The 25,391-nt window shown below is 62.6% G+C and carries 19 protein-coding genes; 5 read left to right on the forward strand and 14 right to left on the reverse strand.

The window, feature by feature from the left end; genetic code table 11:
* Nucleotides 1-101: 101 nt before the first annotated feature.
* Genes B5526_RS21695 through B5526_RS21705 form a run of 3 tightly spaced genes read left to right on the forward strand, consistent with a single transcriptional unit; the run spans nucleotide 102 to nucleotide 5,304 of the window.
* Nucleotides 102-1,703 (forward strand): AMP-binding protein, encoded by a 1,602-nt coding sequence (locus tag B5526_RS21695; protein ID WP_079541446.1) that lies wholly within the window; start codon nucleotides 102-104, stop codon nucleotides 1,701-1,703.
* Nucleotides 1,703-3,319: an acyl-CoA carboxylase subunit beta gene (locus B5526_RS21700; protein WP_079541448.1), complete on the forward strand. Its 1,617-nt coding sequence runs from the start codon at nucleotides 1,703-1,705 to the stop codon at nucleotides 3,317-3,319. Before B5526_RS21695 ends, B5526_RS21700 begins: the two co-directional genes overlap by 1 nt.
* Nucleotides 3,316-5,304 carry an acetyl/propionyl/methylcrotonyl-CoA carboxylase subunit alpha gene (locus B5526_RS21705; protein ID WP_079541450.1) on the forward strand — a complete coding sequence of 663 codons (1,989 nt, stop codon included), beginning with the start codon at nucleotides 3,316-3,318 and terminating at the stop codon, nucleotides 5,302-5,304. The genes B5526_RS21700 and B5526_RS21705 overlap by 4 nt, the downstream gene beginning before the upstream one ends.
* Before the next feature lie 101 nt (nucleotides 5,305-5,405).
* Here the strand turns inward: B5526_RS21705 and B5526_RS21710 are convergent, their stop codons facing one another.
* The 10 genes from B5526_RS21710 to B5526_RS21755 form a co-directional block, all read right to left on the reverse strand.
* Nucleotides 5,406-6,401 carry an ABC transporter ATP-binding protein gene (locus tag B5526_RS21710; RefSeq protein ID WP_079541452.1) on the reverse strand — a complete coding sequence of 332 codons (996 nt, stop codon included), beginning with the start codon at nucleotides 6,399-6,401 and terminating at the stop codon, nucleotides 5,406-5,408.
* Complete coding sequence (locus tag B5526_RS21715; RefSeq protein ID WP_079541454.1) at nucleotides 6,398-7,411, reverse strand: ABC transporter ATP-binding protein; 1,014 nt, start codon at nucleotides 7,409-7,411, stop codon at nucleotides 6,398-6,400. The genes B5526_RS21710 and B5526_RS21715 overlap by 4 nt, the downstream gene beginning before the upstream one ends.
* Nucleotides 7,411-8,304 (reverse strand): ABC transporter permease, encoded by an 894-nt coding sequence (locus B5526_RS21720; RefSeq protein WP_079541456.1) that lies wholly within the window; start codon nucleotides 8,302-8,304, stop codon nucleotides 7,411-7,413. The genes B5526_RS21715 and B5526_RS21720 overlap by 1 nt, the downstream gene beginning before the upstream one ends.
* Nucleotides 8,305-8,313: 9 nt before the next feature.
* A complete protein-coding gene (locus tag B5526_RS21725; RefSeq protein WP_079541458.1) occupies nucleotides 8,314-9,261 on the reverse strand; it encodes an ABC transporter permease in 948 nt (315 codons plus the stop codon).
* Nucleotides 9,262-9,309: 48 nt separating this feature from the next.
* Nucleotides 9,310-10,905 (reverse strand): ABC transporter substrate-binding protein, encoded by a 1,596-nt coding sequence (locus B5526_RS21730; RefSeq protein ID WP_079541461.1) that lies wholly within the window; start codon nucleotides 10,903-10,905, stop codon nucleotides 9,310-9,312.
* 159 nt (nucleotides 10,906-11,064) lie between these two features.
* Nucleotides 11,065-11,988 carry a 3-keto-5-aminohexanoate cleavage protein gene (locus B5526_RS21735; protein ID WP_079541463.1) on the reverse strand — a complete coding sequence of 308 codons (924 nt, stop codon included), beginning with the start codon at nucleotides 11,986-11,988 and terminating at the stop codon, nucleotides 11,065-11,067.
* Complete coding sequence (locus B5526_RS21740) at nucleotides 11,985-12,959, reverse strand: 3-hydroxyacyl-CoA dehydrogenase (RefSeq protein WP_079541465.1); 975 nt, start codon at nucleotides 12,957-12,959, stop codon at nucleotides 11,985-11,987. The genes B5526_RS21735 and B5526_RS21740 overlap by 4 nt, the downstream gene beginning before the upstream one ends.
* An 18-nt stretch (nucleotides 12,960-12,977) precedes the next feature.
* The gene (locus tag B5526_RS21745; protein WP_079541467.1) at nucleotides 12,978-15,497 is read right to left on the reverse strand and encodes a branched-chain amino acid ABC transporter ATP-binding protein/permease; all 2,520 of its coding nucleotides are present in this window, start codon (nucleotides 15,495-15,497) and stop codon (nucleotides 12,978-12,980) included.
* An 11-nt stretch (nucleotides 15,498-15,508) separates the two neighbouring features.
* Nucleotides 15,509-16,387 (reverse strand): branched-chain amino acid ABC transporter permease, encoded by an 879-nt coding sequence (locus tag B5526_RS21750; protein WP_079541469.1) that lies wholly within the window; start codon nucleotides 16,385-16,387, stop codon nucleotides 15,509-15,511.
* A gap of 184 nt (nucleotides 16,388-16,571) precedes the next feature.
* The gene (locus tag B5526_RS21755; RefSeq protein WP_079541471.1) at nucleotides 16,572-17,828 is read right to left on the reverse strand and encodes an ABC transporter substrate-binding protein; all 1,257 of its coding nucleotides are present in this window, start codon (nucleotides 17,826-17,828) and stop codon (nucleotides 16,572-16,574) included.
* 186 nt (nucleotides 17,829-18,014) lie between these two features.
* Here B5526_RS21755 and B5526_RS21760 point away from each other — a divergent pair, with 186 nt between their 5' ends.
* Together B5526_RS21760 and B5526_RS21765 are read left to right on the forward strand one after the other, a co-directional pair.
* On the forward strand, nucleotides 18,015-18,713 hold the full coding sequence (locus B5526_RS21760) for a GntR family transcriptional regulator (RefSeq protein WP_079545173.1): 699 nt from the start codon (nucleotides 18,015-18,017) through the stop codon (nucleotides 18,711-18,713).
* Nucleotides 18,714-18,740: 27 nt separating this feature from the next.
* Nucleotides 18,741-19,517, forward strand: coding sequence for an SDR family oxidoreductase (locus B5526_RS21765; RefSeq protein ID WP_079541473.1), 777 nt, complete (start codon nucleotides 18,741-18,743; stop codon nucleotides 19,515-19,517).
* Between the two features lie 51 nt (nucleotides 19,518-19,568).
* Here the strand turns inward: B5526_RS21765 and B5526_RS21770 are convergent, their stop codons facing one another.
* The 4 genes from B5526_RS21770 to B5526_RS21785 form a co-directional block, all read right to left on the reverse strand.
* On the reverse strand, nucleotides 19,569-20,399 hold the full coding sequence (locus tag B5526_RS21770) for a sulfite exporter TauE/SafE family protein (RefSeq protein WP_079545174.1): 831 nt from the start codon (nucleotides 20,397-20,399) through the stop codon (nucleotides 19,569-19,571).
* A gap of 390 nt (nucleotides 20,400-20,789) precedes the next feature.
* Nucleotides 20,790-21,962: a thiolase family protein gene (locus B5526_RS21775; protein WP_079541475.1), complete on the reverse strand. Its 1,173-nt coding sequence runs from the start codon at nucleotides 21,960-21,962 to the stop codon at nucleotides 20,790-20,792.
* Between the two features lie 161 nt (nucleotides 21,963-22,123).
* Nucleotides 22,124-23,716, reverse strand: a complete 1,593-nt coding sequence (locus B5526_RS21780; RefSeq protein WP_079541477.1) for an NAD-dependent malic enzyme — start codon at nucleotides 23,714-23,716, stop codon at nucleotides 22,124-22,126.
* A gap of 121 nt (nucleotides 23,717-23,837) precedes the next feature.
* On the reverse strand, nucleotides 23,838-25,388 hold the full coding sequence (locus tag B5526_RS21785) for an AMP-binding protein (RefSeq protein ID WP_079541479.1): 1,551 nt from the start codon (nucleotides 25,386-25,388) through the stop codon (nucleotides 23,838-23,840).
* Nucleotides 25,389-25,391: the final 3 nt, after the last annotated feature.

Raw genomic sequence — 25,391 nt, forward strand, 5'->3', positions numbered from 1 at the left:
CGTCATTGCGAGCGCAGCGAAGCAATCCAGGGTGAGGCGCGAAAGCTGGATTGCTTCGTCGCTTCGCTCCTCGCAATGACGAGAAGAGGGAGGACACTTCCATGACCAATCTCGCGGCAACCGGCGGCGTGCCGGGTCCCGGCCGCATCGGACGGGTGGCGATCGGCGATCTCCTGAAGCGCGCGGCGGCGCGCTTTCCGGATCGGGTCGCCGTCACCGATGGCGAGCGGCGCGTCACCTTCACCGAAATCGAGCACGACGCCAATCGCTTTGCCAACTACCTGGTGTCGCGGGGCCTGAAACCCGGCGAGAAGATTTCGACCATCTGCAACAACTCGGTCGAATTCGTCAAAGCGCTGTTCGGCATTCATCGCGCGGGCCTGGTCTGGGTGCCCATCAACACCATGCTAGGCCCCGCCGACATGGATTTTATCCTCGACCACGCCGAAGTGAATTTTGCGCTGATCGACGACAATCTGCATGCGCAACCCGATCGCCGCGCGGCGCTGCAAAAACGCGGCATCGATCTGATCGCGGTTGACCTGACCGGCACGGCCGCCGCACAGGGTCTGGAAAATTTCAATGACCTGATAAAGGGCCAATCCGACATCGAGCCGGAGATCGATTTCGACGACCGCGATCTCGCGATGATCATCTATACCTCGGGCACCACCTCGCGGCCGAAAGGCGCGATGCATTGCCACCTCGCCGTCGTCATGGCGGTGATGAGCAACGCCATCGAGATGAAGCTCGACCGCAATGACGGCGTCACCGGGCAGTTCCCGCTGTTCCATTGTGCGGGGCACGTGTTGCTGCTGAGTTACCTCTCGGTCGGCGGACGCATGGCGCTGATGCGCGGCTTCGATCCGCTGGTCTGCATGGAAGCGATCGTGCGCGACAAGCTCACGGTGTTCGTTGGGTTATCGCTGATGTACCAGGCAATTCTCGATCATCCGCGCCGCAAGGAGTTTGATCTGTCTGGCCTGAAAACCTGCATCTACACCATGGCGCCGATGGGCCGCCCGCTATTGGAGCGCGCCATCGCCGACATGTGTCCGAATTTCGTGCTGACCAGCGGCCAGACCGAAATGTATCCGGCCACCACGATGTCGCGCCCCGAGGTGCAGCTCGATCGCTTCGGCAATTACTGGGGCGAATCGCTGATCGTGAACGAAACCGCGATCATGGACGATAACGGCAATCTGCTGCCGCGGGGCCAGGCCGGTGAGCTCGTGCATCGCGGGCCGAATGTGATGCTGGGTTACTACAAGGATCCGAAAGCGACGGGAGAGGCGCGCAAATTCGGCTGGCACCACACCGGCGACCTCGCACTGATCGACGAGAATGGCGAAGTCCTGTTCCTCGACCGCAAGAAGGACATGATCAAATCCGGCGGCGAGAATGTCGCCTCCGTCAAGATCGAGGAGACGCTGCTCGCCCATCCCGCCGTGCAAAACGCCGCCGTGGTCGGCCTGCCGCATCCGCAATGGGGCGAGGCGGTATCGGCGTTCGTCAAGCTGAAGCCTGGCGCGTCAGCGGATGAGGCCGGGATCATGGAGCATTGCAGAAAACATCTCGGGGGCTTCCAGGTGCCAAAACTGGTCAGGATTTTAGATGAAATGCCGATGACCGCGACAGGAAAACTGCGCAAGGTAGAACTGCGTCAGGCCTACAGCGATCACTTTGCGAAGAAGAGCGCGTAGTGGCTGTCATCGAAAACACCATCGCGCCCGGGAGCGACGCTTACAAGGCCAATCGCGACGGCATGCTGGCGCTGATTGCGCGGATGCGCGCTCTGGAAGAGCGGACGCGCGCGGCTTCCGCCGCGGCAAAAGACCGCTTTCACAAGCGCGGGCAATTGCTGCCGCGCGAGCGGGTGGCGCTGGTGCTCGATCCCGGTTCGCCCTTCATCGAATTGATGACGCTTGCGGGCTACATGTTCGACGTATCCGATGCCGACAAGAGCATCCCGGGCGGCGGCGCGATCGCCGGCATCGGCTTTGTCGCGGGCGTCCGCTGCATGGTCAGCGCCAGTGATTCCGGCATCGATGCCGGCGCGCTGCAACCGTTCGGTCTCGACAAGACGCTGCGGGTGCAGGAATTGGCGTTGGAGAACAAGCTGCCCTACGTGCAGCTGGTCGAAAGCGCCGGCGCTAACCTATTGCGTTACCGCGTCGAGGATTTTGTCAGAGGCGGCAACATCTTTCGCAATCTGGCGCTTCTGTCGGCGGCGGGCCTGCCGGTGGTCACCGTCACGCATGGTTCGTCGACCGCAGGTGGCGCCTATCAGACGGGATTATCCGATTACATCGTGATGGTGCGGGGCCGCACCCGCGCGTTTCTCGCGGGGCCGCCACTGTTAAAAGCCGCGACCGGAGAGATCGCTACCGAAGAGGAACTTGGCGGCGCCGAGATGCACACCAGCATTTCCGGGCTTGGCGATTATCTCGCCGAGGACGACCGCGACGCGCTGCGGATCGCGCGCGACATCATGGCAAATCTGGAGTGGGATCGGCCGGCGAGGGTTTTGTCTTCGCATCGTCCGCCGCGTTACGATCCGGAAGAACTTTTGGGCATCATGCCGATGGACCACAAGCGGCCGGTCGATATGCGGCAAGCGATCGCGCGCTTCATCGACGATTCCGATTTCACCGAGTTCGGCACCAATTACGGTCCCGCCACCGTATGCGGCCACGCCCGCATCGAGGGCCAGGCGATCGGCATCATCACCAATAACGGCCCGCTCGATCCCGATGGCGCCAACAAGGCGACGCATTTCATCCAGGCCTGCTGCCAGTCGCGCACGCCGCTGCTTTATCTGAACAACACCACCGGCTACATGGTAGGCCGAGCTTACGAAGAAGCCGGCATGATCAAGCACGGCTCGAAGATGATCCAGGCCGTGACCTCGGCCACCGTGCCGCAGATCACGATCTATTGCGGCGCGTCGTTCGGCGCCGGCAATTACGGCATGTGCGGGCGCGGCTTTCATCCGCGCTTTTGCTTCTCATGGCCTAACGCCAAGACCGCCGTGATGGGCGGCGAGCAGGCCGCCGAAACCATGGCGATCGTGACGGAAGCTGCCGCGGCGCGGCGCGGCAAGCCCATCGAAAAGGAAAAATTGGATGCGATGAAGGCGCAGATCATCGGCGTGTTCGACGGCCAGATGGACGTGTTTTCCACCAGCGCGCGGGTGCTCGACGACGGCGTGATCGATCCGCGCGACACCCGCAGCATCTTGTCGGAAGTGCTCGCAATCTGCCGCGAGGCCGAGGCGCGCTCCCCGCAGCGCATGCAGTTTTCGGTGGCGCGGCCATGAGAAATGGGTCGACGAAGGCTACCGTCTTTCACAAGATACTGATCGCCAATCGCGGCGAGATCGCGCGGCGGATCATGCGCACCGCGCGGCGTCTCGGCTATGGGGTGGTCGCGGTCTACTCCGACGCCGACCGCGATGCGTTGCATGTGCGTGAGGCGGATGAAGCGGTGCGTATCGGCGAGGCGTTGCCGGCGCAATCCTATTTGCGGATTGATGCGATCATCGCGGCGGCAAAAGCCGGTGGAGCCGACGCGCTTCATCCCGGCTATGGCTTTCTCGCCGAGAACGAAGCGTTCGCGCAAGCTTGCCGCGACGCGGGTTTGGTGTTCATCGGGCCGTCGCCGGAAGCGATCAAGGCGATGGGTAACAAGGCCGCTGCGAAAGCGATCATGCAGGCCGCCGGCGTGCCCTGCGTGCCCGGCTATCAGGGCGCGGACCAAGGCGACGCCGTGATGCTCGCCGAGGCCAGGAAAATCGGCTTTCCGGTCATGATAAAAGCCGTCGCCGGCGGCGGCGGGCGCGGCATGCGGCTGGTCGCGGATGCGGCCGCATTTCCCGATGCCCTGCGCAGCGCGCGATCGGAGGCGCAGAGCGCATTCGGCGATCCGACCGTGATCCTGGAGCGCGCGATTGTCGATCCCCGCCACATCGAAATCCAGGTGTTCGGCGACCGCTACGGCAACGCCATCCATCTCGGCGAGCGCGATTGCTCGGTGCAGCGGCGGCATCAGAAATTGATCGAAGAAGCTCCGTCGCCAGCGGTTTCGCCAACGCTGAGGGAGCGGATGGGCGCCGTCGCGGTCAACGCGATTAAATCGCTAGCCTATGAGGGCGCCGGCACCCTGGAATTCCTGCTCGATCAAAGCGGCGAATTCTATTTTATGGAAATGAATACGCGGCTGCAGGTCGAGCATCCCGTGACCGAGGCGATCACCGGGCTCGATCTCGTCGAATTGCAATTGCGCATGGCGAGCGGCGAGCCGCTCGGACTGCGGCAGCAGGACATCAAACTTTCCGGTCATGCCATTGAAGTGCGATTATGCTCGGAGGATGTGGCGCACGATTTCATGCCGCAATCCGGAAAAATGGCGCTGTGGCAGATGCCGGAAGAAATCCGCGCCGAGCATGCGTTGCAATCCGGCTTTGAAATTCCGCCGTTTTACGATTCGATGATCGCGAAGCTGATCAGCCACGCTGCCACCCGCCACGAGGCGCGACGCAGGCTGATCCACGGCCTCGAACAAACCGTCGCCTTCGGCGTGACCACCAATCAGGCGTTTCTCGCCGCCTGCCTGCGGCATCCTGCGTTCGCGGCGGGGGAAGCGACGACCGCGTTCATTGGGAAACATCGCGACGGGCTGCTGGCGCTGAGCAAGGAGACGCCTTCTGATATCGCACTCGCAGCACTATTGCTTTATGTCAGCGATCCCCATGCGCCGCCGTGGCGGAGCGGGCGAACGCTGGCGGCGACGTTTCCGCTTCCGCTTCGCATTGAGCTAAACGGCAGCATTCATGATCTCGAAATCGTGCGCGAGCGCGACGGCGGCTATGTTGCAAGCCTCGATGGCGGCGAGCATCGGTTCGAGATCGACGAACTCGGCCGCGACAGCATTCGTTTCCGCAGCAACGGCTTGATGGAATCGGCGAGATTCTTTCGCGATGCCGACAGGCTTTACATCCTGCACCGCGGCGTCACGTTTGCGGTCCGCGATCTCACGCTAGCGGCGCCGGTCGCCGCGGCGGCCGCCGGCAGCGACGGCAAAGTCCGCGCCGCAATGAATGGCCGGGTCGTCGCGGTTCTGGTCAAGCCGGGCGAGCGCGTCGCGGCGGGGCAGCCTGTCATGACGCTGGAAGCCATGAAGATGGAGCATGTTCATGCGGCGACGATCGCCGGGACGATTTCCGCTATCGATGTTGCGGAAGGCGAACAGGTGACGACGGGGAAGATCGTTGTCGAGATCGAGGCGAGCGAGGGGGCGGCGTGAGCCGACGTCCCTTCCGTCATTGCGAGGAGCAAAGCGACGAAGCAATCCACCTATCCGCAAGTGGCGCTATGGATTGCTTCGCTTCGCTCGCAATGACGGGGTTAGGCCAGTGCGCGCCCCGTCCCCTCATTCAGCCAACACGCTACCTGATGCTGCGCTCCGACGTCAGCCAACCCCGGCGTCTCGACCCTGCAGCGCTCCATCGCATAGCGGCAGCGCGTGTGAAACGCACACCCAGGCGGCGGATTGATCGGGCTCGGTACGTCGCCATCGATCAGCGGCGCGAGGCGCCTTGTCTTGGGGTTCGCTACGGGAACCGAGGCCAGCAGCGCCTGCGTATAGGGATGGCGGGGATTGGCGAACAGCTCCCGCTTCTCCGCGATCTCGACAATGCGGCCGAGATACATCACCGCGACGCGGTGGCTGATGTGGGCGACGACGGCGAGATCGTGCGCGATGAACAGATAGGAAAACTGATGCTTGCGCTGCAGGTCTATCAAGAGATTGATTACCTGGGCCTGGATCGAAACATCCAGCGCCGATACCGGCTCATCACAAACAATGAGACTCGGCCCCAGCGACAGCGCCCGCGCAATGCAGATACGCTGGCGCTGGCCGCCGGAGAATTGATGCGGGTAGTTTTGCATCTGGTCCGGCCGCAAGCCTACCTGCTCGAACAGTTCGGCAACCCGCACGCGCTTTGCGTTACCCGTGGCCAGGCCATGAACGATCAACGGCTCGCCGACGATATCGCCGGCGGTCATGCGCGGATTGAGAGAAGCAAACGGGTCCTGAAAGACGATCTGCATCGCACGTCGATGTGGGCGCAAATCCGCCTTGCCGAGATGGGTGATGTCGAGACCATTGAGCCGAATGCTGCCGCCAGTCGGCTCGACGAGACGAAGGATGCTGCGCGCCACTGTCGATTTGCCGCAGCCGGACTCGCCGACCAGCCCGAGCGTTTCCCCGACGCCAACAGCAAAACTGACGCCATCCACGGCGTGCACGGTGCCGACCTTGCGGCGCAGGATGCCGCTTCGCACCGGATAATGCTTTTTCAGGTCCGATATTTCGAGCAAGGCGGGTTTGTCCGTCATGACGCGCTCGCGATTTCGGCGGCACGCCAGCAGGCCGCGAGATGATCGGCGGCAACGCTTTCGAGCGGCGGATATTCCTCGCGGCAGCGCGCGATGGCGAGCCCGCATCGTGGCGCGAACGCGCAGCCCTTCGGCAGCCGCGTCAGAGACGGCACCATGCCGGGGATCTCGACCAGCCGCACGTCGGCGTTTCCGCCGAGCGAAGGCACCGCGGGGATCGAGGCCATCAGGCCGCGCGTGTAGGGATGCCTGGGATTGCTGAACAAGTCTTCGACATTGGCCTCCTCGACCTTCTTGCCGGCATACATCACGATGACACGCTGCGCGGTCTGGGCGACCACGCCGAGGTCGTGGGTGATCAGGATCAGCCCCATGCCGAGCTCTTGCTGCAGCTCGAGCACCAGCGCCAGAATTTGCGCCTGGATGGTGACATCGAGCGCGGTGGTCGGCTCGTCTGCGATCAACAGCGCCGGCCGGCAGGCCAGCGCCATCGCGATCATCGCGCGCTGGCGCATTCCGCCGGAGAGCTGGTGCGGATATTCCCGCGCCCGCCGCTCGGGCTCCGGGATTCTGACGAGGCGCAGCATCTCGACGGCCTGGTCCCAGGCTGCCTTATGCGTCATCGTCCGATGCAGGTGGACGGCCTCCGTGATCTGGTCGCCGATCCGCATCACCGGATTGAGCGAGGTCATCGGCTCCTGAAAAATCATGGAGATGCGATTGCCCCTGACCTCGCGCATCTTGTCTTCGTCGAGTCCGAGAAGGTCAGTCCCTTCGAGCACGATCGCGCCACCGACGATCTTGCCCGGAGGGTTGGGCACGAGCCGCATGATCGAAAGCGCCGTCACACTCTTGCCGCAGCCGGACTCGCCGACGATGGCAAGCGTCTCGCCGCGACGAACAGTGAACGAGACGTCGTCGACCGCCCGAAACAGCCCGGAGTTCGTGAAGAACACCGTCTGCAGGCCCTTCACGTCGAGCACGGTTGCTTCTCTCTCAGCCTCGCTCATCAGCCGCGCTGCCTTGGATCGAGGATGTCGCGCAGCGCGTCGCCGAACAGATTGGTGCCGAACACCGCAAGGCTGATCGCAATCCCCGGGAAAATCACAAGCCATGGCGCAGTGCGGACATATTCGGCCGCCGATTCCGACAGCATGCGGCCCCATGACGGATACGGCTCGGGAATGCCGAGGCCAAGGAACGACAGCGAGGCCTCGGTGAGGATGGTCGAGCCGAGTTGGGCGGTTGCCAGCACGATCAACGGCGCCAGCGTATTGGGCAGCACATGACGCAGCGCAATCCGCATTTCGCTCATACCGATCGATTTCGCCGCTTCGACGAACGGCAGCTCGCGCAGCGCCAATGTGTTGGCGCGAATGACGCGGGCAACCGTCGGGATCAGGGGAATCGCGATCGCGAGGATGACATTCGGCAGCGATGGCCCAAGCGCCGCGGTCATCACAAGTGCGAGCACCAACAGCGGCAGTGCCTGCAAGATATCGGTCACCCGCTGGAACACCAGGTCGACCCAGCCGGAGAGATAGCCCGAGGCAAGGCCGATCATCACGCCGATCGAAGAGCCGAGCGCGGTCGAGCCGATGCCGACCGCGAGCGAAATGCGCGCGCCATGAATGATCCGGCTCCAGACGTCGCGGCCAAAGGAGTCCGTCCCCATCCAGTGCCGCGCGTCGGGACGCAGTAGCGCATGCGCGGAATCAACAGACAGCGGATCGTAGCGGCAGATCAGGTCGGCCGATGCCGCCGCCCACACGAACAGCACCATGATGCAGAAGCCGATCGCACCGAGCACATGGCGTTGCGCCAAAAACACCAGCCGGCGCCACCCACGCGTCGCGTTGGCGCCGGCGCGCTTCAATTCGCTGTCGTAGTTGATCGCGTCCAAGCGGGCCCCCTAATCCGTGTAGCGGATGCGCGGGTCGAGCGCAGCGTAGAGCATGTCGACCGTGAAATTCGCGAACACGACGACCACCGCGATGAACATCACGATATTCTGCACGATCGGATAGTCGCGCCAGCGCAAGGCCTCGACCAGAAAGCGGGCGACGCCGGGAATGTTGAAGACGGTTTCGGTGACGATCAAGCCGCCGATCAAAAACGCCGCCTCGATGCCGATCACGGTGATGACGGGGAGGATCGCGTTCTTCAGCGCATGGCGAAAGTTGACGGTCGCCTCGGATGCGCCCTTGGCCCGCGCGGTACGGATATAATCCTGCCGCAGGATCTCGAGCATCGAGGAGCGCGTGATCCGCATCGTCAGCGCGGCGCTGCGGAAACCGACGGCCATCGCCGGAACGGCATAGATCGCGAACGCCTCGGTCCAGGTTTTCGGATTGGGATTGAAGATCGGCATCGATCCGAACAGGGAAACGGACGCCATCAGGATCAAAAGCCCGAGCCAGAACGAGGGCAGCGACAATCCGCTCAGGCTGACGACACGCAAGGCGTAATCGAGCCGCGTGCCCTGCTTGACCGCGCTGATGACGCCCAAGGGAATGCCGATCGAGGCGGAGAACATCAGCGCCAGCCCAGCGAGCCTTGCGGTGATCGGAATCCGCGGCAGGATTTCGTCGAGCGCGGGCTTTTCGGAAACGTAGGAATAGCCGAGGTCGCCGTGCAACAACCCGCCGATCCAATGCAGATATTGCACGACGATCGGCTGATCGAGCCCGAGGTCGCGCTCCAGATTGGCCTTCTCCGCCGGATCGACATAGCCGGCCGCCGCGAACAAGATGTCGACGATGTTGCCGGGCACGACGCGCAGCAGCACGAAGATGATGACCGAGATCCCGAACAGGGTCACGAGCATCAGAACGAGGCGTCGCACGATATAAGCAAACACCTGGCTGCTCTCCTGGCTGTCCGTCGGGCTCGGAACGCGGGCCTGCGGCTACTTGTCCAGCCACACATCCTCGTAGCGATAGCCATTATACGAGCTGTTCACCATGATGGTGACGCCCTTGACATAAGGCTGCCAGCACGTGCCCCCGCGGCCGTGGAAGATGATGGGACGGGCGACGTCTTCCTGAAGCTTTTTGTCGATTTCCCAGACCAGCTTCTTGCGCTTGGCGACATCGGTCTCCTGGGATTGCTGGTCGAACAGTTTTTCAATCTCCGGATTGCAGTAGTTCGTGTAGTTCCGCTCCGATTTGCAAGAGTAATTCTCGTAGAACGACTGGTCCGGATCGTCGACCGCATTGCCGGTGAGGTTGAGGCCGAGCGCGTAATCCTTGCGCGCGACTTTCGAAAACCAGTTGGCGGTCTCGACGACGTCGAGGTCGGCGTCGATATAGACACTCTTGAGCTGATCGATCAGGATCACGGCAGGGTCGCGGTACTGCGCGATATTGCGCGTCGAGACCTTGACCGTGAGGTGCTTGTCCGGGCCGTAACCGGCCTTCTGCATCAGTTTGCGCGCTTCCTCCCGGTTGGCATTGATGTCGGGGCCGTAGCCCGGGATCGTCTCCAGCATTTCCTTCGGCATGCCCCAGATGCCGCCCGGCCGGGGAAGCATGGTGCCGCCGATATCGGCCTGACCCTCGAACAGGATCGAGATGAAGGCGTTGCGATCGAGCGCCAACGCCATCGCGCGGCGAATGTCCGGATTGTCGAATGGCGGCGACGTCGAGTTGACGATGATGTTGGTCGAGACGTTGGTCGGCTCGTTCACGCACACCGCGTTCGGCGCCTGCGTCTTCATGTCCTTGAGCAGCGGGACCGTCACCTCGGTCGGAAACGTCATGTCGAACTTGCCGGCGACGAACGCCAGGATGGCGGTCGATCGATTCGGGATGATCGTGAATTCGATGCCGTCGAGATGCGGCAGGCCCTTCTTCCAATAATCCGGATTTCGCACCAATTTGATCGATTCATTGGCCTTGAACTCGACGAACTTGAACGGCCCGGTGCCGATCGGATGGGTGCGCATTTCCGCCGGCGTCACGTGGCAGGGATAGATCGGCGTATAGCCCGACGCGAGCAGTGCCAGCAGCGCCGGCTGCGGCCGCTTCAGATTGAACGCGACCTCGAAGTCGCCATTGGTTGTGACGTCGGCGACCTGGTCGTACCAGGATTTGCGCGGGTTCTTGCGGAATTTCTGTGGCGACTTCCCCATCACCATGTCGAAGGTGCATTTGACGTCGTTCGACGTGAACGGCTTGCCGTCGTGCCACTTGACGCCTTGCCTCAGCTTAAAATCGAGGGTCTTGCCGTCGCCGCTCCAGGCCCAGCTCTCGGCAAGATCCGGGACGATCGTATCCATGCTGTTTTGGGCCACGTCCTGCTTGTAGATGACGAGATTGTTGAAGACGGGCATGAAGGGAATGTTGGTCGAATAGGTCGCCTCCTCATGGATCGAGGCGCTGCCCGGGCTGTCGCGATGGTACATTCGCAAAATGCCGCCCTGCTTCGGCTCGGCCGCGGGCGCAGCACTGGAAAACGCCAGCAACGACAATATTGCGGCGGCAAGCGCCGGCACGCTCCGCATGCTTCTCTCCCTCCAAGTTTCGGCCTCGTGATGGGCCAATTTATCGAACGATAGCATGGCGGAGGGACCGCGCAACCAGCAAGGCCGCTGGGCGCATTGGCAATTCGGACTAATGCAGAGCGGTGCGGCCGATCACCGCAGCGACGCTCGCCTTAATCGTCAGACTTCCAGCTTGTCGCCGCCTTTGAGGTCGAGGATTTCGCGGGCCTCGTCCGAGGTCGCCACTTGAAGGCCGAGACCTTCGATGATCTTGCGGGCGAGCGTCACCTGCTCGGCATTCGATGCCGCCATCCGGCCGGGCGCGGCCCACAGCGAGTCTTCCAGCCCGACGCGGACGTTGCCGCCCATCGCGGCCGCCATTGCTGCGATCGGCAGTTGATTGCGCCCGGCGCCCAGCACCGACCAGATCATCTTATCGCCGAACAGCCGGTCGGCGGTACGCTTCATGTGCAGCACGTCTTCGGGGTGGGCGCCAGTGCCGCCCTGCAAGCCGAACACCGTCTGCACGAACAGCGGCGGCTTCACCATGCCCTGCTCGAGGAAATAGTTCAGGTTGTAAAGATGGGCGGTGTCATAGCATTCGAACTCAAACCGCGTGCCGGTCTCCGACAATGTCTTCAGCACAAATTCGATGTCCTGAAAGGTATTGCGGAACACGATATCCTTGTTCTGAACATGTTTGAGCTCCCAGTCGTGCTCGAATTTCTTGAAGCGGTTGAGCATGCCGAAAAACCCAAAATTCATCGAGCCCATGTTCAGCGAGGCGACCTCGGGCTTGTAGACCGCGGCGGGGCGGACACGCTCGTCCACCGTCATGGTCGGCGCGCCGCCGGTGGTGAGATTGATCACGCAGTTCGATCGCTGTTTTATAATTTTCAGAAACGGCGCAAAAGCTTCCGGGCTCTGGTCGGGCTGACCGGTTTTCGGGTTGCGGGCATGCAGATGCACGATCGCGGCGCCGGCTTCGGCGGCATCGACCGCGGCGTCGGCGATTTCCTGCGGCGTCACAGGCAAGGCCTTCGACATCGAGGGAGTGTGGATCGCGCCGGTCACGGCGCAGGTGATGATGACTTTGCGGCTCATGTTTTGCTCTCTTTCTTGCAGGGATCGATATTTTCGGTCTGGGCGGCCTTGTGCGCGGCCAGCGCGGCAAGCCGCTCGTTGCGGCGTTGCGTCAGCGCTGCGATGCGCTCGGGCGAAGGCTGCTGCGGCCACGCTGCGATCACGCGCTCTACATTCGGGCTTTGGTAGACGTCAGGCCCTGCGGCGGCCGCCGCCAGCTCCTTGTAGAAGCCGGTATAGCGTGCGCAATAATCGGGAATGCCGCCGGGCGCGTTGAGTTCGATGGTCTCGAACGGACCCAGGAACGACCAGCGCAATCCCAGGCCATCCTTGATGGTGTGATCGAGATCCTCGGCCGAAATATACCCCTCGCCGACGAGGCGGAATGCTTCGGCTAGCAGTGCGCCCTGCAGCCGGTTGAGGACAAAACCGTTGATCTCGCGATTGATGGTGACCGGCACCTGCCCGATCTCGCGATAGATATTTTTCGCGCGGTCGATCGCCTCGGGCGATGTCCAGGGCGCGCCGCACAGTTCCACCAGCGGTATGAGATGCGGCGGATTGACGGGATGACCGACCAGGCAGCGCGCCCGGCCCGGCAGCGTCTCGGTGAAGCGCGATGCGGTGATGGCCGAGGTCGAGGAGACCAACAGCGCGTCCGGCGGTGCGAGCCTGTCGAGCTGGGCAAAGATGGTCTGCTTCTCCTCGACTTTCTCGGGCCCGTTCTCCTGAACGAAGGCGACGTCCATCACGGCCTCGCGGAGGCTTCCAGCAATGGAAACCCGGGCCACGGCGCCATCGGGATCGTCGGCGAGGCCATGGCGGGCCAGGGCGTGCAACTCATCGCGGATCAGGCGGGGCGCCGCCCTAAGCGTCGGAATGTGCGGATCGCTCAGCCGCACGTTCCATCCCGCACGGGCGAAGATCGCGGCCCAGGCGCGTCCGATCAGGCCGGCGCCGACGATGGCAACGTTGCGTTCAATGCTTGTCATTTCCTTCTCATGTCTTCCTCACAGCCAAAGCACCTTGCGGCGCAGTTCGAGATTATCCCGCAAATCCCTGGACGGGCCCTCATGAATCACCCGGCCGCGCTCCAGCGCCACCGTGGTATCCGATAATGCCAGCGCCAGGTCGAGATTGTGATCGACGATAATGATGGCGATTTCCTTGCGCAGGCGATCGAAAGTCTCGAACAATTGCTCGACGACCGTCGGCGCCAGGCCTTCGAACGGTTCGTCGAGCAGCAACACCCGCACGTCGCCGGACAGCGCGCGGGCCACCGCGACCATCTGCTGCTCGCCGCCGGAGAGATAATCGGCGGGGCTATCGAGCCGCTCACGAATCCGTGGGAAATATTCGTAGATGCGCTCGCGCGTCCAGTGCACGCCATTGCCGGTCTGGCGCTTCAATGCGCCGAGCTCGAGATTTTGTTCGACGCTCATTCCGGCGAACAGGCCGCGGCCCTGCGGCACGTAGCCGATGCCGAGGCGGGCGTGCTCGGCGGAAGAGAGCCCGATCAATTCGTGGTCGGCGAGTTTGATCGACCCGTTCGAGGCCGGCGCGATGCCGATCAACGTCTTGAGCAGCGTCGACTTGCCGGCGCCGTTGCGTCCCAGCAGCGCGATGATCTCGTTTTCATGGAGAACAAAATTCACATCGGTGAGAATATGGCTCTTGCCGTAAAACGTATCGACATGCGCTGCGGTCAGCAGCGCGTTGATACGAGCGGCGGTCTCGCGCGGGCGCGCGGCGACTTCAGTCGCGCCGGAGCCGATATAGACCGCCTGCACCTCCGGGCTCGCGCGCGCGTCCTCGACGGAACCGTCGAGCAGCACCCGGCCTTCGTTCATCACCGTGACCTGATCGGCGAGCTGAAACACCCGGTCGATGTCGTGTTCGACCAGAAGCACCGGCAGATCGGACGAGATGCGTTTTATGATCGCGCCGATCCGCTCGCGTTCCGCCGCGGCTAAGCCTGCGAGCGGCTCGTCCAATAACAGCACGCGGGGAGCGGTCGCGAGCGCGACGCCCATGTCGAGCAACCGCTGGCCGCCATAGGACAACATACCCGCTTCGGCCTTTTCGATGCCGGCAAGGCCGAGATAGCGGATCGTCGCATCGGTTTCGGCATTGATCGCATCGATCGACAACGCGCTGGTGAGGGGATCGAAGCGGCGCGGATGCCGCGCCTGCACGGCAAGGCGGATGTTTTCGCCGACGCTGAGCGAGGGAAACAGATTGGTGATCTGGAATGAGCGGCCGATGCCGGCGCTTGCGATCTCCTCCGGGGCGTGGCCTGCGATCGGCAGGCCCATCAGCGACACCGCGCCCTCATCCGGGGCATACATGCCGGACAACAGATTGAACGCCGTGGTCTTGCCGGCGCCATTGGGGCCGATCAACGCATGCAGGGTGCGGTCGGCGATCGAGATGTCGATGCCCTGCACCGCGCGGATGCCGCCAAAACTCTTGACGATGTGGCGGGCGGAAAGCACCGCGCCGTCGACGTGGGATTCGGGCCGCAAAAATTCCGGCAGCGGCAGCACCTCGATGCGGCGCGCCGACATCGCGGCATCCTCGGTGGTCCGCTTGCGGAAGGGCGCGATCAGCCGTTCGCCGACGCCGACGAGGCCGGTCGGCGAGAATACGATGAAGGCGACGAAGACGAGGCCGAACCAGAACAGCCAGTTCTCGGTGTAGATGCCCAAGAATTCGCGGAAAAGAATAAAGAACAGCGCGCCGAGCGCGGGGCCCAGAAAACTGCGCATGCCGCCGATCACGACCATCGCCAGGAGATCGCCGGAGAACGATACCGAGATCGGATCGGCCGAGGTCATGCGGTTCTGGTAGAGCAGCAGGATGCCGGCAAGCCCGGTGATCGACGCCGACAGCACGAAGGCGAGCAGCTTGTAGCGGTTGGTCGGATAGCCGAGGAAACGTGCACGCTGCTCGTTCTCGCGGATCGCCACCAGCACGCTGCCGACGGTCGAATTATGGAAGCGCCATAACAGGATCAGCACCAGCATCGCAATCAGGGCGACCAGCCAATAATAGTCGGTCGACGATTCCAGGTTAAAACCGAGTAGCGTCGGCCGGGTGATGCCGCCAAGCCCGTTCTCGCCACCGGTGACCTCGGTCCAGCGAAACGACACCGCGTACAGCATCGCCGACAGCGCCAGCGTCAGCAGCGAAAAATACACGCCGCGCCGTCGCAGGATCAGAAACCCGAACGCCCCCGCGACGATGGCCACGATCAGCACGCCCGCGATGACCGGACCGAAGAACGAATCATGCATCCAGTTGCGCTGCAGCAGCGCCGCCGCATAGGCGGCCAGCCCAAACCAGGCGCCATGGCCGAATGACACCAGGCCGGTATGCCCGACCAGGATGTTCAGCGCCATGCAGGCGATCGCGTACGTGACGACTTCGGTGGCCGAGGTCATGGTGAGGCCGAGCGCCAGCAGCACCGGCGGCAGCACCAACAGCCCGAGCGCGGCAATCAGCAAAGGAATCGGCAGGCGCTTCCACATCTCGCCGCGCCTCACTCGAACCGCAAGATGCGCTCGCCGAACAGGCCGCGCGGCCGGAACAGCAGCACCAACAGCATCAGGAGATAGATCGCCGCGGTCGAAGCCGCGGAATAGCCGATGCCGACCATGACGCCCTTGACGAGACCGACCAGCAGCGCCGCAGCCACCACGCCCCAGAACGAGCCGAGGCCGCCGATCACCACGACGACGAAGGCCGGCGTGATGATTTCCTGACCCATCGCCGGATGGATCGAATAGATCGGCGCCAACAATACGCCGGCGAGCCCCGCAAGCCCGATGCCGAGCGCTGCCACCGCCGACATATAAGGCTGCAGCGAAATGCCGAGCGCGCCGACCATGTCCGGGTTCTGCACGCCGGCGCGCACCACGCGACCGAAGGAAGTTTTTTGCAGCAGCAGCCACAGCCCGGCAATGCAAGTAGCGGCGATGCCGAGCAGCACGACGCGGTAGAACGAATAGATAAAACTGCCGATCGCGACCTGACCACGCAGCGGGGGCGGGATCGAATAGGACAATGGCGGCGCGCCAAAAATCATGCGCAACACTTGCTCGGCCACCATGGCGAGGCCGAAGGTCATCAACAGCGAGAGGATCGGATCGGAACGATAGAAGCGGCGGAACAGCGTGCGTTCGACCACCATGCCGAGCAGGGCAACCGCGACCGGCGCCGCCACGAAAGCGCCGCCGAAGCCGAGATAGGGCGAAAGTACCAGCGTGAGATAGGCGCCAATCGCATAGAACGCGCCATGGGCGAGATTGACGATGCCGCCGAGCGAGAAGATCAGCGACAGGCCGAGCGCGATCAGCAGATAATAGACGCCGTCAAGCAGCCCGTTGAGGATTTGCTGCGCTAACAACATGGCGGACATGGATTTGGCCCCCGGCAAGACGACGGATCAGAAGCGGTCATTGTGAGCCAACGGGTCGGCGCGAAGCGCCGCCCGATGACGGGCTCCGCGAAGCAATCCAGAGGTGGAATACCGGGGTAGATGGATTGCTTCGTCGCTTCGCTCCTCGCAATGACGGGAAAACGGACGGTTCGTTATCAACCGATCAAGTCGGGAACGTGCAACTGTTCTCTTCCTTGGTGGCGGCAATCACTTCGAGATCTTCGTTCGGACCCGGCACCGCCGGGCTCGAAGTAAAAATGTCCCACTGGTTCTTGATCTTGTCGGCGGGCAGCGCGGTGACCGCGTACATCTCATGCATCAATTGGTGATCCGAGGCGCGGAAATAGCCCGGTCGTGTCTTGAGCAGATCGAATTTTGCACCTTTTTCGAAATGCTCGATGATCGCTGTCGAATCGGTTGATTTCAGTTCATTGACGGTCTGCGCCACGATCTTGGTGGCGATGTAGTCGCCCCAGGCCTGGTTCTCCGGCGGCTTGGAATATTTCTTGGTGAAGGTCGCCACGAATGCCTTGGTGCCGGGCGTGTCGAGCAGATGATGCCAGACCACCGGCCAGGTGCCGACGAAATTGCCCTTGCCTGCCGCCCAGGCGAGCGCCGTGTCGAAACCAAAACCGCCCACCGGAAAAGTCAGGCCGAACTCGGCATATTGCTTGAGGAAGTTGGTGATCTGGTTGCCGGCGAGGTTGATCACGACCAGATCGGGTTTTGCTTCGCGAATTTTCAGGAGATAAGCCGAAAAGTCGGTGGCATCGGTCGGGACCAGATCGTCGCCGGCGAAATTGCCGCCATTGGCTTCCATGAAGCGTTTTGAAACTTTTAGGAGGTCGTGACCGAACGCATAGTCGGCCGTTAGCGAATACCACTTCTTGCCCTTGACCAGACCGTCGCGCAGGAACGAGCGGCCGACGGTTTTGACATACATCGAATTCTGCGATTCGACGTGGAACATGTAGCGCTTGCAATCGGAACCGCGCAGCGCGTCCGAATTGCCGCCGGTGTTGATGTAAAGCACCTTGTTGCGCTGCGCGACCTGCGCGATGGTCAGGCACGAGGCGGAAGAAATCTCGCCGATAATGCAGGCGACCTTGTCGCGCTCGATCATGCGCTCGGCCTTGGTCGAAGCGGTCTGCGGGTTGACCGAATCCTCTTTCAGCACCTCGACCTTGCGTCCCATCATGCCGCCTGACGCATTGATCTCTTCGACCGCGAGATCGACCGCCATCACGGCATATTCGCCGAGCGGCCCGAGAAACCCGGTGCGCGGCGTCAAATGGCCTATTTTGATCACGTCGGTGGTCTGCGCGCGCAAAATCGCCGGCGCGGAAATGCCCGACACGAGCGCGATGCCGCCGGCGGTCTTGAGCAGGCCGCGGCGCGTGAATTGATGGTGGTCTGACATCAGCCTTCGTCTCCCTGGGTCGGCCGCGCGGATCGCGGCTGTTTTATTTTCCGGCAGACGCTACGCCTCTTGGAGCGGCGCTTTGCTCCCGCTTGCCGTGATCTGTGATCACAGTTAGAGTTGCAAAAGGCGGAGGTGTTGTCGAGTCCTCTCTCGACATTTCGCGATGTGCATGGAGATCTGGCGTTGAATTTGCCCGCCGCGCTCAATCTGGTCGCGCCGCTCGATCGTCAGACGCTGGGCGAGCGCGCCTACGCAAAACTCGCCGATCTGCTGATATCCGGCCGGCTGGCGCCGGGCGAGAAATTATCGTTGCGCGCGGCCGCCGACGTGCTCGGCGTCTCCATCATGCCCGTGCGCGAGGCGGTGTCGCGGCTGGTCGCCGACAAGGCGCTCGAAGTGACGCCGAACCGCGCAGTGCGGGTGCCCCTGATGTCGGCCGCGCAATTTCGCGATCTCACCAAGGTGCGTATCGCGATCGAGGGCCATGCGGCGGCGCAGGCGGCCCAGCATCGTGACAAGCGCGACCTCGCCTCGATCGCGCGCGCGGAAGCGGCGATGCGGGCGGAAAGCGAGCAGGCTGCGCCCGATTTGCCGCGCGCGGTCGAGCTCAACAAGACTTTTCACTTCGCGGTCTATGAAGCGGCGCATTCGCCGATCCTGGTGGAGATCATCCGCGCGCTCTGGCTGAAGGCAGGCCCGGTAATCAATCTCGATCTGCGCGCCAATCCCGAACGATTGGCGAAGGGCGATGCGATCCGGTTTCACGGCGATGTGCGGAGCGCCATCGCCGCCGGTAACGCTGCGGCGGCGCAGGGCGGAATAGCCAATGATATCACGGGCGCCGCCGACTTCATCCTTTCCCGCGGCGGTCTCGCCGGCTGATTTTTCAAAGGACATCCCGGAGCGAACATGGATCTCGACATCAAGGGTTTGCGCGTGCTGGTCACCGCCGGCGCCAACGGCATCGGACTTGCGATCGCGCGCCGCTTTGCAAGCGAAGGCGCAAAAGTTCACACCTGCGACGTTGATGAGATGGCGCTTTCCGCGCTGGCGGCAAGCGATCCCACGATCACCTCGACGCCGTGCGACGTCTCGGACCGATCAGCCGTGAAAAAGCTGTTCGCGGAGGCGACCGCAAAGCTCGGTGGCCTCGACGTGCTCGTCAACAATGCCGGCATCGCCGGGCCGACGGCGAAAGTCGAGGAGATGAACCCGGAAGATTGGGACCGCTGCCTGGAAATTTGCCTCACCGGGCAGTTCAACTGCACCCGGCTCGCGGTGCCGTTGCTACGCCAAAGCAAGAACGCCTCGATCGTCAACATCTCCTCGGCTGCGGGGCGGGTTGGCTTTGCGATGCGCACGCCCTATGCGGCGGCGAAATGGGGCGTGATCGGACTGACAAAATCGCTGTCGATCGAGCTCGGGCCGGACAATATCCGCGTCAATGCGATATTGCCGGGCCTTGTCGCCGGCGACCGCCAGCGCCGCGTGCTCGAGGCAAAAGCGCAGCAGCGCGGGATTTCCTATGCCGAGATGGAGCGCACGGCGTTTTCCTATACCTCGATCAAGGACTATGTGACGCCGGAGCAGATCGCCGATCAGATTCTGTTCATGTGCAGCCCGCGCGGCAAAACGATTTCCGGGCAAGCCATCTCGATCTGCGGCGATACGCAGATGCTCGGATAGGGGAGTAATCCGGCGCTTGGTGGACGCGCTGCGCTGCTCTCCAGCCGCCCGTCAGCGCGCCGTGGTCTGAGCGACCGCTCCGACGATCGAAACCGCATTGTTCCATTCGCTGGCCCCGATCTTGGTAGCGACCAGGATCAGCGTCACCGCCAGGATCAGCCGCAGCGCGGTTTCCGGCACGCGGGTCGCGAAATAGCTGCCGATTACGATGCCGGGGAGCGAGCCCATCAGCAGCACGCTCATCAGATGCCAATCGATCGCGCCCATCGCCCAGTGGCCGATGCCGGCGACCAGCGTCAACGGCACCGCATGCGCGATGTCGGAGCCGACGATGCGCGCCATCGGCAGTTGCGGGTAAAGCAACAGCAGCGCGGTCACGCCGACCGCGCCGGCGCCGACCGATGAAATCGAGACCAGCACGCCGAGCAGTACGCCGACCAGCACCGTCAATCGCCCGATGGTGCGGGCGTCGAGCCGCTCCATGCGCCAGCGCAGCTGCTCCAGCACGGTCTTGCGGAATATCAGCGATGAGGCGGTGAGGATCAGCGCAAAGCACAGCACGATGTTGACGAGGCTGCGTCCGGCCTCGCCGTTGAGCTCGAGCTGCCACAGCACCAACATGGTCAGGATGCTGGCCGGAATGCTGCCGCTGGCCAAGCGAAGCACCGCCGGCCAGTGGATGCTGCGTGCAAAGCCGTGCACGACACTGCCGCCGACCTTGGTGGCGGAGGCGTAGAGCAGATCGGTGCCGACTGCGGTCGATGGATGGATGCCGAACAAAAGGATCAATAGCGGCGTCATCAGCGAGCCGCCGCCCACACCGGTCATGCCGACCAGAAGACCGACGCCGAAACCCGAAGCAACATAGAGGGGATCAATCACGGATACCGACCGGGCCTGAGCAGCAGATTGGCCATCGCCAAGAGTTCCTTCGTTGTTCGGCCCGAGCGCCACGCGCCCGTCCATACCGTCCAGATACTGTCAGGTAGGATCAACCTTCTGACCACGGCAATAGCGCGGGAGAAAAAAGAAAGTTCCTTGCGTCGATCAGGATTTGGTGGAGATTTTTCCCAGCCAGCCGAGATGCGGCGGAATCGGCGCCCTCAGCGTTCCCCGTTCCATTTTCGCGCTAATTTTAGGCATAAATCAGACGCGCTACCTGCCGCGGACGCTTTTGAGGCAGCGCGTACCAAAACAGCGCGGCGATGGCTCGCCGCGCTGCCGGTATCCGGATGACTCAGCACATGTCTGTGCCGGCTGAAGTGCCTTGGCTCAGTGATAGATCTCGAACAGACCGGCGCCGCCCTGGCCGCCGCCGATGCACATCGTCACCACGCCCCATTTGGCCTTGCGCCGCCGTCCCTCCTGCAGGAGGTGGCCGGTCAATCGGGCGCCGGTCATCCCGAAGGGATGACCGATGGCGATCGAGCCGCCATTGACGTTGTATTTTTCCGGATCGATGCCGAGCTGGTCGCGGGAATACAGGCACTGGCTGGCAAATGCCTCGTTGAGTTCCCACAGATCGATATCGTCGATCTTCAGGCCCTGCCGCTTCAACAGTTTTGGCACCGCGAACACCGGACCGATGCCCATCTCGTCAGGCTCGCAGCCTGCCGCAGCCCAAGCCACGAAGCGGCCGAGCGGCTCGAGGCCGCGCTTTTCGGCATCTTTCGCTTCCATCAGCACCACGGCTGCCGCACCGTCAGACAATTGGCTGGCATTGCCGGCCGTGATGTATTTGCCGGGACCTTTTACCGGTTCGAGCTTGGCAAGGCCCTCCATCGTGGTGTCGGGCCGGTTGCACTCGTCGCGGTCGACGACATAGTCGACGATGCTCTCGGCTTTTGTGACCTTGTCGACCAATTTCATCTTGGTCTTCATCGGGACGATTTCGTCCTTGAACTTGTTGGCCTGCTGGGCCGCGGCCATGCGGCGCTGCGATTCCAGCGAGTACTCGTCCTGGTATTCGCGGCTGAGCTTGTAACGCTCGGCGACGATATCGGCGGTGTCGATCATGGCCATGAAGATGTCGGGCGCGGTCTTGAGCAGTTCCGGATCAATCGATTCCTTCGGCGAGCCGCCGCCGGGGATCGAGATGCTTTCGACGCCGCCGGCAACGATGCAATCGGCGCCATCCGAGCGGATCGAGTTGGCCGCCATCGCGATGGTCTGCAGCCCGGACGAGCAGAAACGGTTCACTGACACGCCGGCGGTCGATTTCGGCATGCCTGCGAGCAGCGCGGCCTGACGGCCGATATTGGGCGCGCCGTGGGCGCAATTGCCGAGATAGCAATCCTCGACATAATCCTTCTCGACGCCGGCGCGCTCGACGGCGTGCTTGATGGCGTGCGCCGCTATCGACATCGGCGGGGTGATGTTGAATCCGCCGCGGCCGGATTTCGCGAGCCCGGTACGGGCATAAGAAACAATGACGGCTTCACGCATGTTTTTGTTCTCCCTTTGAAGTGGCGATTATGCCCTGCCGAAACTGTGGTCGTATATAGTTTTCACCGGGGTAATGAAAATACCGCCCGGGCCTTAAGCTTTCCGGCTGGTGGAATTACAGGTTGCCTCCGCTCTTTCTGAGCCGGGCCTGCCCGTGTCCTCTAGTAATGCGGGTCGTACATCTGCGACTGAACGTGGCCGATCAGATCATTGGGCACGTGGCCGGTGGCAAGGCCGCGCCGGTAAGCCACCTCGGCAACCGCAGCTCCGATATGCGCCGAGACCTCGCGAATCCGCGGCAGCGCCGGATAAAGACTGCCCTGAAGAATGTCGGCTTCGTCGACAAGGTGCGCCAGCGTATAGGCGGCGGCCATGAACATCTCGTCGGTCACCAATCGTGCGCCGCTCGCGATCGCGCCAAGGCCGACGCCGGGGAAGATGTAGGAATTGTTGCCCTGGCGCGGCACCAGCGTCTTGCCGTTGAGCTGCACCGGATCGTACGGGCTGCCGCAGGCGAACAGCGCGCGACCCTCCGTATGGCGGTAAGCCTCCTCGGCGGAGCATTCTGACTTCGAGGTTGGATTGGACAGCGCGAACACGATCGGCCGATCGTTGATTTCGGTCATGGCCTGCAGCACCTCCGGCGTGAAGGCGCCACCGACCGCCGCGACGCCGATGATCGCCGTCGGCTTGAGCGTGCGGATCGCGGTCAGGAAGTCGCCGATCGGCGCCTGCTCATGGGCGTAGCGAAGTTTGTGCTCGCTAAGGCCTGGACGATTCTTCACCACCAGGCCGCGCGAATCCACAAGCCAGTTGCGCCGCAACGCCTCGGCTTCGGAAGCGCCTTGCGCCATCATCGCCGACACCACGAGATCGGCGATGCCAGTCGCGGCTTCGCCTGCACCCAGGAACAGCAATCTCTGATCATTCAGATTGCCGCCGGTCGCGCGCAGGGCCGACAGCAGGCCCGCGAGCGCGACCGCAGCCGTTCCCTGGATGTCGTCGTTGAAGACGCAGGCCTTGTCGCGATATTTCTGCAGCAGCCGGAACGCCGAATGATTGGCAAAATCCTCGAACTGAATCAGCACGCCGGGAAAAACCTCGCGTGCGGCGGTCATGAATTCGTCAACCAGTTCGTCATAGGCCGCGCCGCCCAGCCGTCGCTGGCGCAGGCCAATGTAATAGGGATCGTTCAGCAGGGCTTCGTTGTTGGTGCCGACGTCCAGCATCACCGGCAGGCAGAGTTCCGGGTGAACGCCGGCGCATGCGGAATAAAGCGAGAGCTTTCCGACCGGAATGCCCATGCCGTTGGCGCCGAGGTCGCCGAGGCCAAGGATACGTTCGCCGTCGGTGACGACGATGAGCTTTGCCGGATAGGGCCAGTTGTTAAGGAGTTCGGCGATGTGCCCGCGATCGTTGGGTCCGATGAACAGACCACGCGGTCTCTGGAAGATGTAGCCGAACCGTTGGCAGGCGAGCCCGACCGTCGGCGTGTAGATCAGCGGCTGGATCTCATCGATGTTGTCGCTGACGACCCGGAAGAACAGCGCCTCATTGCGGTCGTGCAGCTCGTTGAGCGCCACGTATTTTGCAAGGTCACTGGTCAGACCGCGCAGGTTGGCCATCACCCGATCGGCCTGGGCCTGCATCGAAAACACATGCGCGGGCAAGAAGCCGCGCAATCCGAGCGCGTCGCGTTCCTCCTCGGTGAAAGCGGTGCCCTTGTTCAACAAGGGATCGCGCAACAGCGCCATGCCGCGCGGCAAATCAGAGGGTGAGCCAGCGCTCACGGAGACTGGAACACTCATCGCATTTCCCCCAAAGCCGGTTGATCGACTGGTTTATCCATTGCACGTCCAAACAATTGCTAATCCCTCATACGATCCTGGACGTCTTGTTGCCCCAATAGCGGTCGCGCAGCAGCCTCTTGTAGAGCTTGCCGGTGGGCAGCCGCGGCAGCTCATGTTCAAAATCGATCGACCGCGGCACCTTTTGGCGCGACAGTTTTTCGCCGCAGAATGAGATCAGCTCCTGCGCGAGATCGGGCCCCGGCAAAACTCCGGGCATCGGCTGCACCACCGCTTTCACTTCCTCGCCGAGATCGGGATTGGGAACGCCGAACACGGCGGCGTCCGCGATCTTGGGATGGGTGATCAGCAGATTCTCGCATTCCTGCGGATAGATGTTGACGCCGCCGGAGATGATCATGAAGGTCGCGCGGTCGGTCAGATAGAGATAGCCGTCCTCGTCGACATATCCGACGTCGCCGACCGTGCTCATGCTGCCGTCGGGTGAGCGCGCCTCCTGGGTCTTGTTCGGATCGTTGAAATATTCGAACGCCGTTGCGGTCTTGAACCAGACCGTGCCGGGCGTGCCGACCGGGCAGGGTTTTAGGTTCTCATCGAGAATGTGGAGGTCGCCGAGCAAAACCTTGCCCACGGTGCCCCGGTGCGCGAGCCATTCGGTGCTATTGCATGCGGTAAAGCCGAGGCCTTCGGTGGCGCCGTAATATTCGTGGATGATCGGGCCCCACCATTTGATCATGTCGTCTTTCACCATCGACGGACAGGGCGCCGCGGCGTGGATCACGACCTCGAGGGATGAGAGGTCGTAGCGCTTTCGCGTTGGCTCCGGCAGTTTCAACATCCGCGAAAACATCGTCGGCACCAATTGGCTGTGGGTGACACCCCATTTCTCGACCAGCGCGAGATAACGTTCGGGATCGAAATGCTCCATGATAATGGCGGTGCCGCCGACGCGGATGGTCAGATTGACGGCGGCCTGCGGCGCCGAATGATAGAGCGGCGCCGGCGACAGATAGATCATTCCCTCGCGGTAGAGCCAAAGTTTTTCCAGGAAGTCGAACAGTGCCATCTGCTGCACCGGCGGCTGCTCGGCCAGCGGCCGTAGAATCCCCTTCGGCCGGCCGGTGGTGCCCGACGAATAAAGCATCGCAGTGCCGATGCACTCGTCTGCGATCGGCGTCTTGGGCAGGGCGCGCGTGGCTTCGTCAAGGCCAACGATGCGGTCGCTTTCGCTCGCGCCGTTGGCCACGATGCAGAGCTCGACTTTCGGGCATTCTTTCAGCGCCTCACGCGCAATATCAAGCTTTGCGAGGGAGGTGATGAGGATGCGGGATTCGCTGTTGTTGACGATGTAAGCCAGCTCGCTTGCCGTCAGATACGAATTCACACACGTATAATAAAGTCCGGACCGCTCGCCCGCGCCGCAGGCTTCGAGGTAGCGGTTGTTGTTCTCCATGAAGATCGCGTAGTGATCCAGCCGCTTCAGGCCGCGATGGCGCAACAAATGAGCCAGGCGATTGCTGCGCGCCTCCAATTCGGCATAGGTCACGGTCTCGCCGGTTTCAGCCATGATGAAGGCGGGCTGCAGCGGACGGAGATGGGCATGCTTGCCGGTGTACATCGT

Origin of the sequence: Bradyrhizobium lablabi, from assembly GCF_900141755.1 — a bacterium.
Classification (GTDB): domain Bacteria; phylum Pseudomonadota; class Alphaproteobacteria; order Rhizobiales; family Xanthobacteraceae; genus Bradyrhizobium; species Bradyrhizobium lablabi_A.

Bases quoted from the DNA above. Each gene is read 5' to 3' on its own strand.
- B5526_RS21785 (WP_079541479.1), bottom strand. From the start codon at position 25,388: ATGTACACCGGCAAGCATGCCCATCTCCGTCCGCTGCAGCCCGCCTTC.
- B5526_RS21740 (WP_079541465.1), bottom strand. From the start codon at position 12,959: ATGACAAGCATTGAACGCAACGTTGCCATCGTCGGCGCCGGCCTGATC.
- B5526_RS21775 (WP_079541475.1), bottom strand. From the start codon at position 21,962: ATGCGTGAAGCCGTCATTGTTTCTTATGCCCGTACCGGGCTCGCGAAA.
- B5526_RS21695 (WP_079541446.1), top strand. From the start codon at position 102: ATGACCAATCTCGCGGCAACCGGCGGCGTGCCGGGTCCCGGCCGCATC.
- B5526_RS21745 (WP_079541467.1), bottom strand. From the start codon at position 15,497: ATGTGGAAGCGCCTGCCGATTCCTTTGCTGATTGCCGCGCTCGGGCTG.
- B5526_RS21755 (WP_079541471.1), bottom strand. From the start codon at position 17,828: ATGTCAGACCACCATCAATTCACGCGCCGCGGCCTGCTCAAGACCGCC.
- B5526_RS21715 (WP_079541454.1), bottom strand. From the start codon at position 7,411: ATGAGCGAGGCTGAGAGAGAAGCAACCGTGCTCGACGTGAAGGGCCTG.
- B5526_RS21705 (WP_079541450.1), top strand. From the start codon at position 3,316: ATGAGAAATGGGTCGACGAAGGCTACCGTCTTTCACAAGATACTGATC.
- B5526_RS21780 (WP_079541477.1), bottom strand. From the start codon at position 23,716: ATGGCGCTGTTGCGCGATCCCTTGTTGAACAAGGGCACCGCTTTCACC.
- B5526_RS21730 (WP_079541461.1), bottom strand. From the start codon at position 10,905: ATGCGGAGCGTGCCGGCGCTTGCCGCCGCAATATTGTCGTTGCTGGCG.
- B5526_RS21710 (WP_079541452.1), bottom strand. From the start codon at position 6,401: ATGACGGACAAACCCGCCTTGCTCGAAATATCGGACCTGAAAAAGCAT.
- B5526_RS21765 (WP_079541473.1), top strand. From the start codon at position 18,741: ATGGATCTCGACATCAAGGGTTTGCGCGTGCTGGTCACCGCCGGCGCC.
- B5526_RS21750 (WP_079541469.1), bottom strand. From the start codon at position 16,387: ATGTCCGCCATGTTGTTAGCGCAGCAAATCCTCAACGGGCTGCTTGAC.
- B5526_RS21735 (WP_079541463.1), bottom strand. From the start codon at position 11,988: ATGAGCCGCAAAGTCATCATCACCTGCGCCGTGACCGGCGCGATCCAC.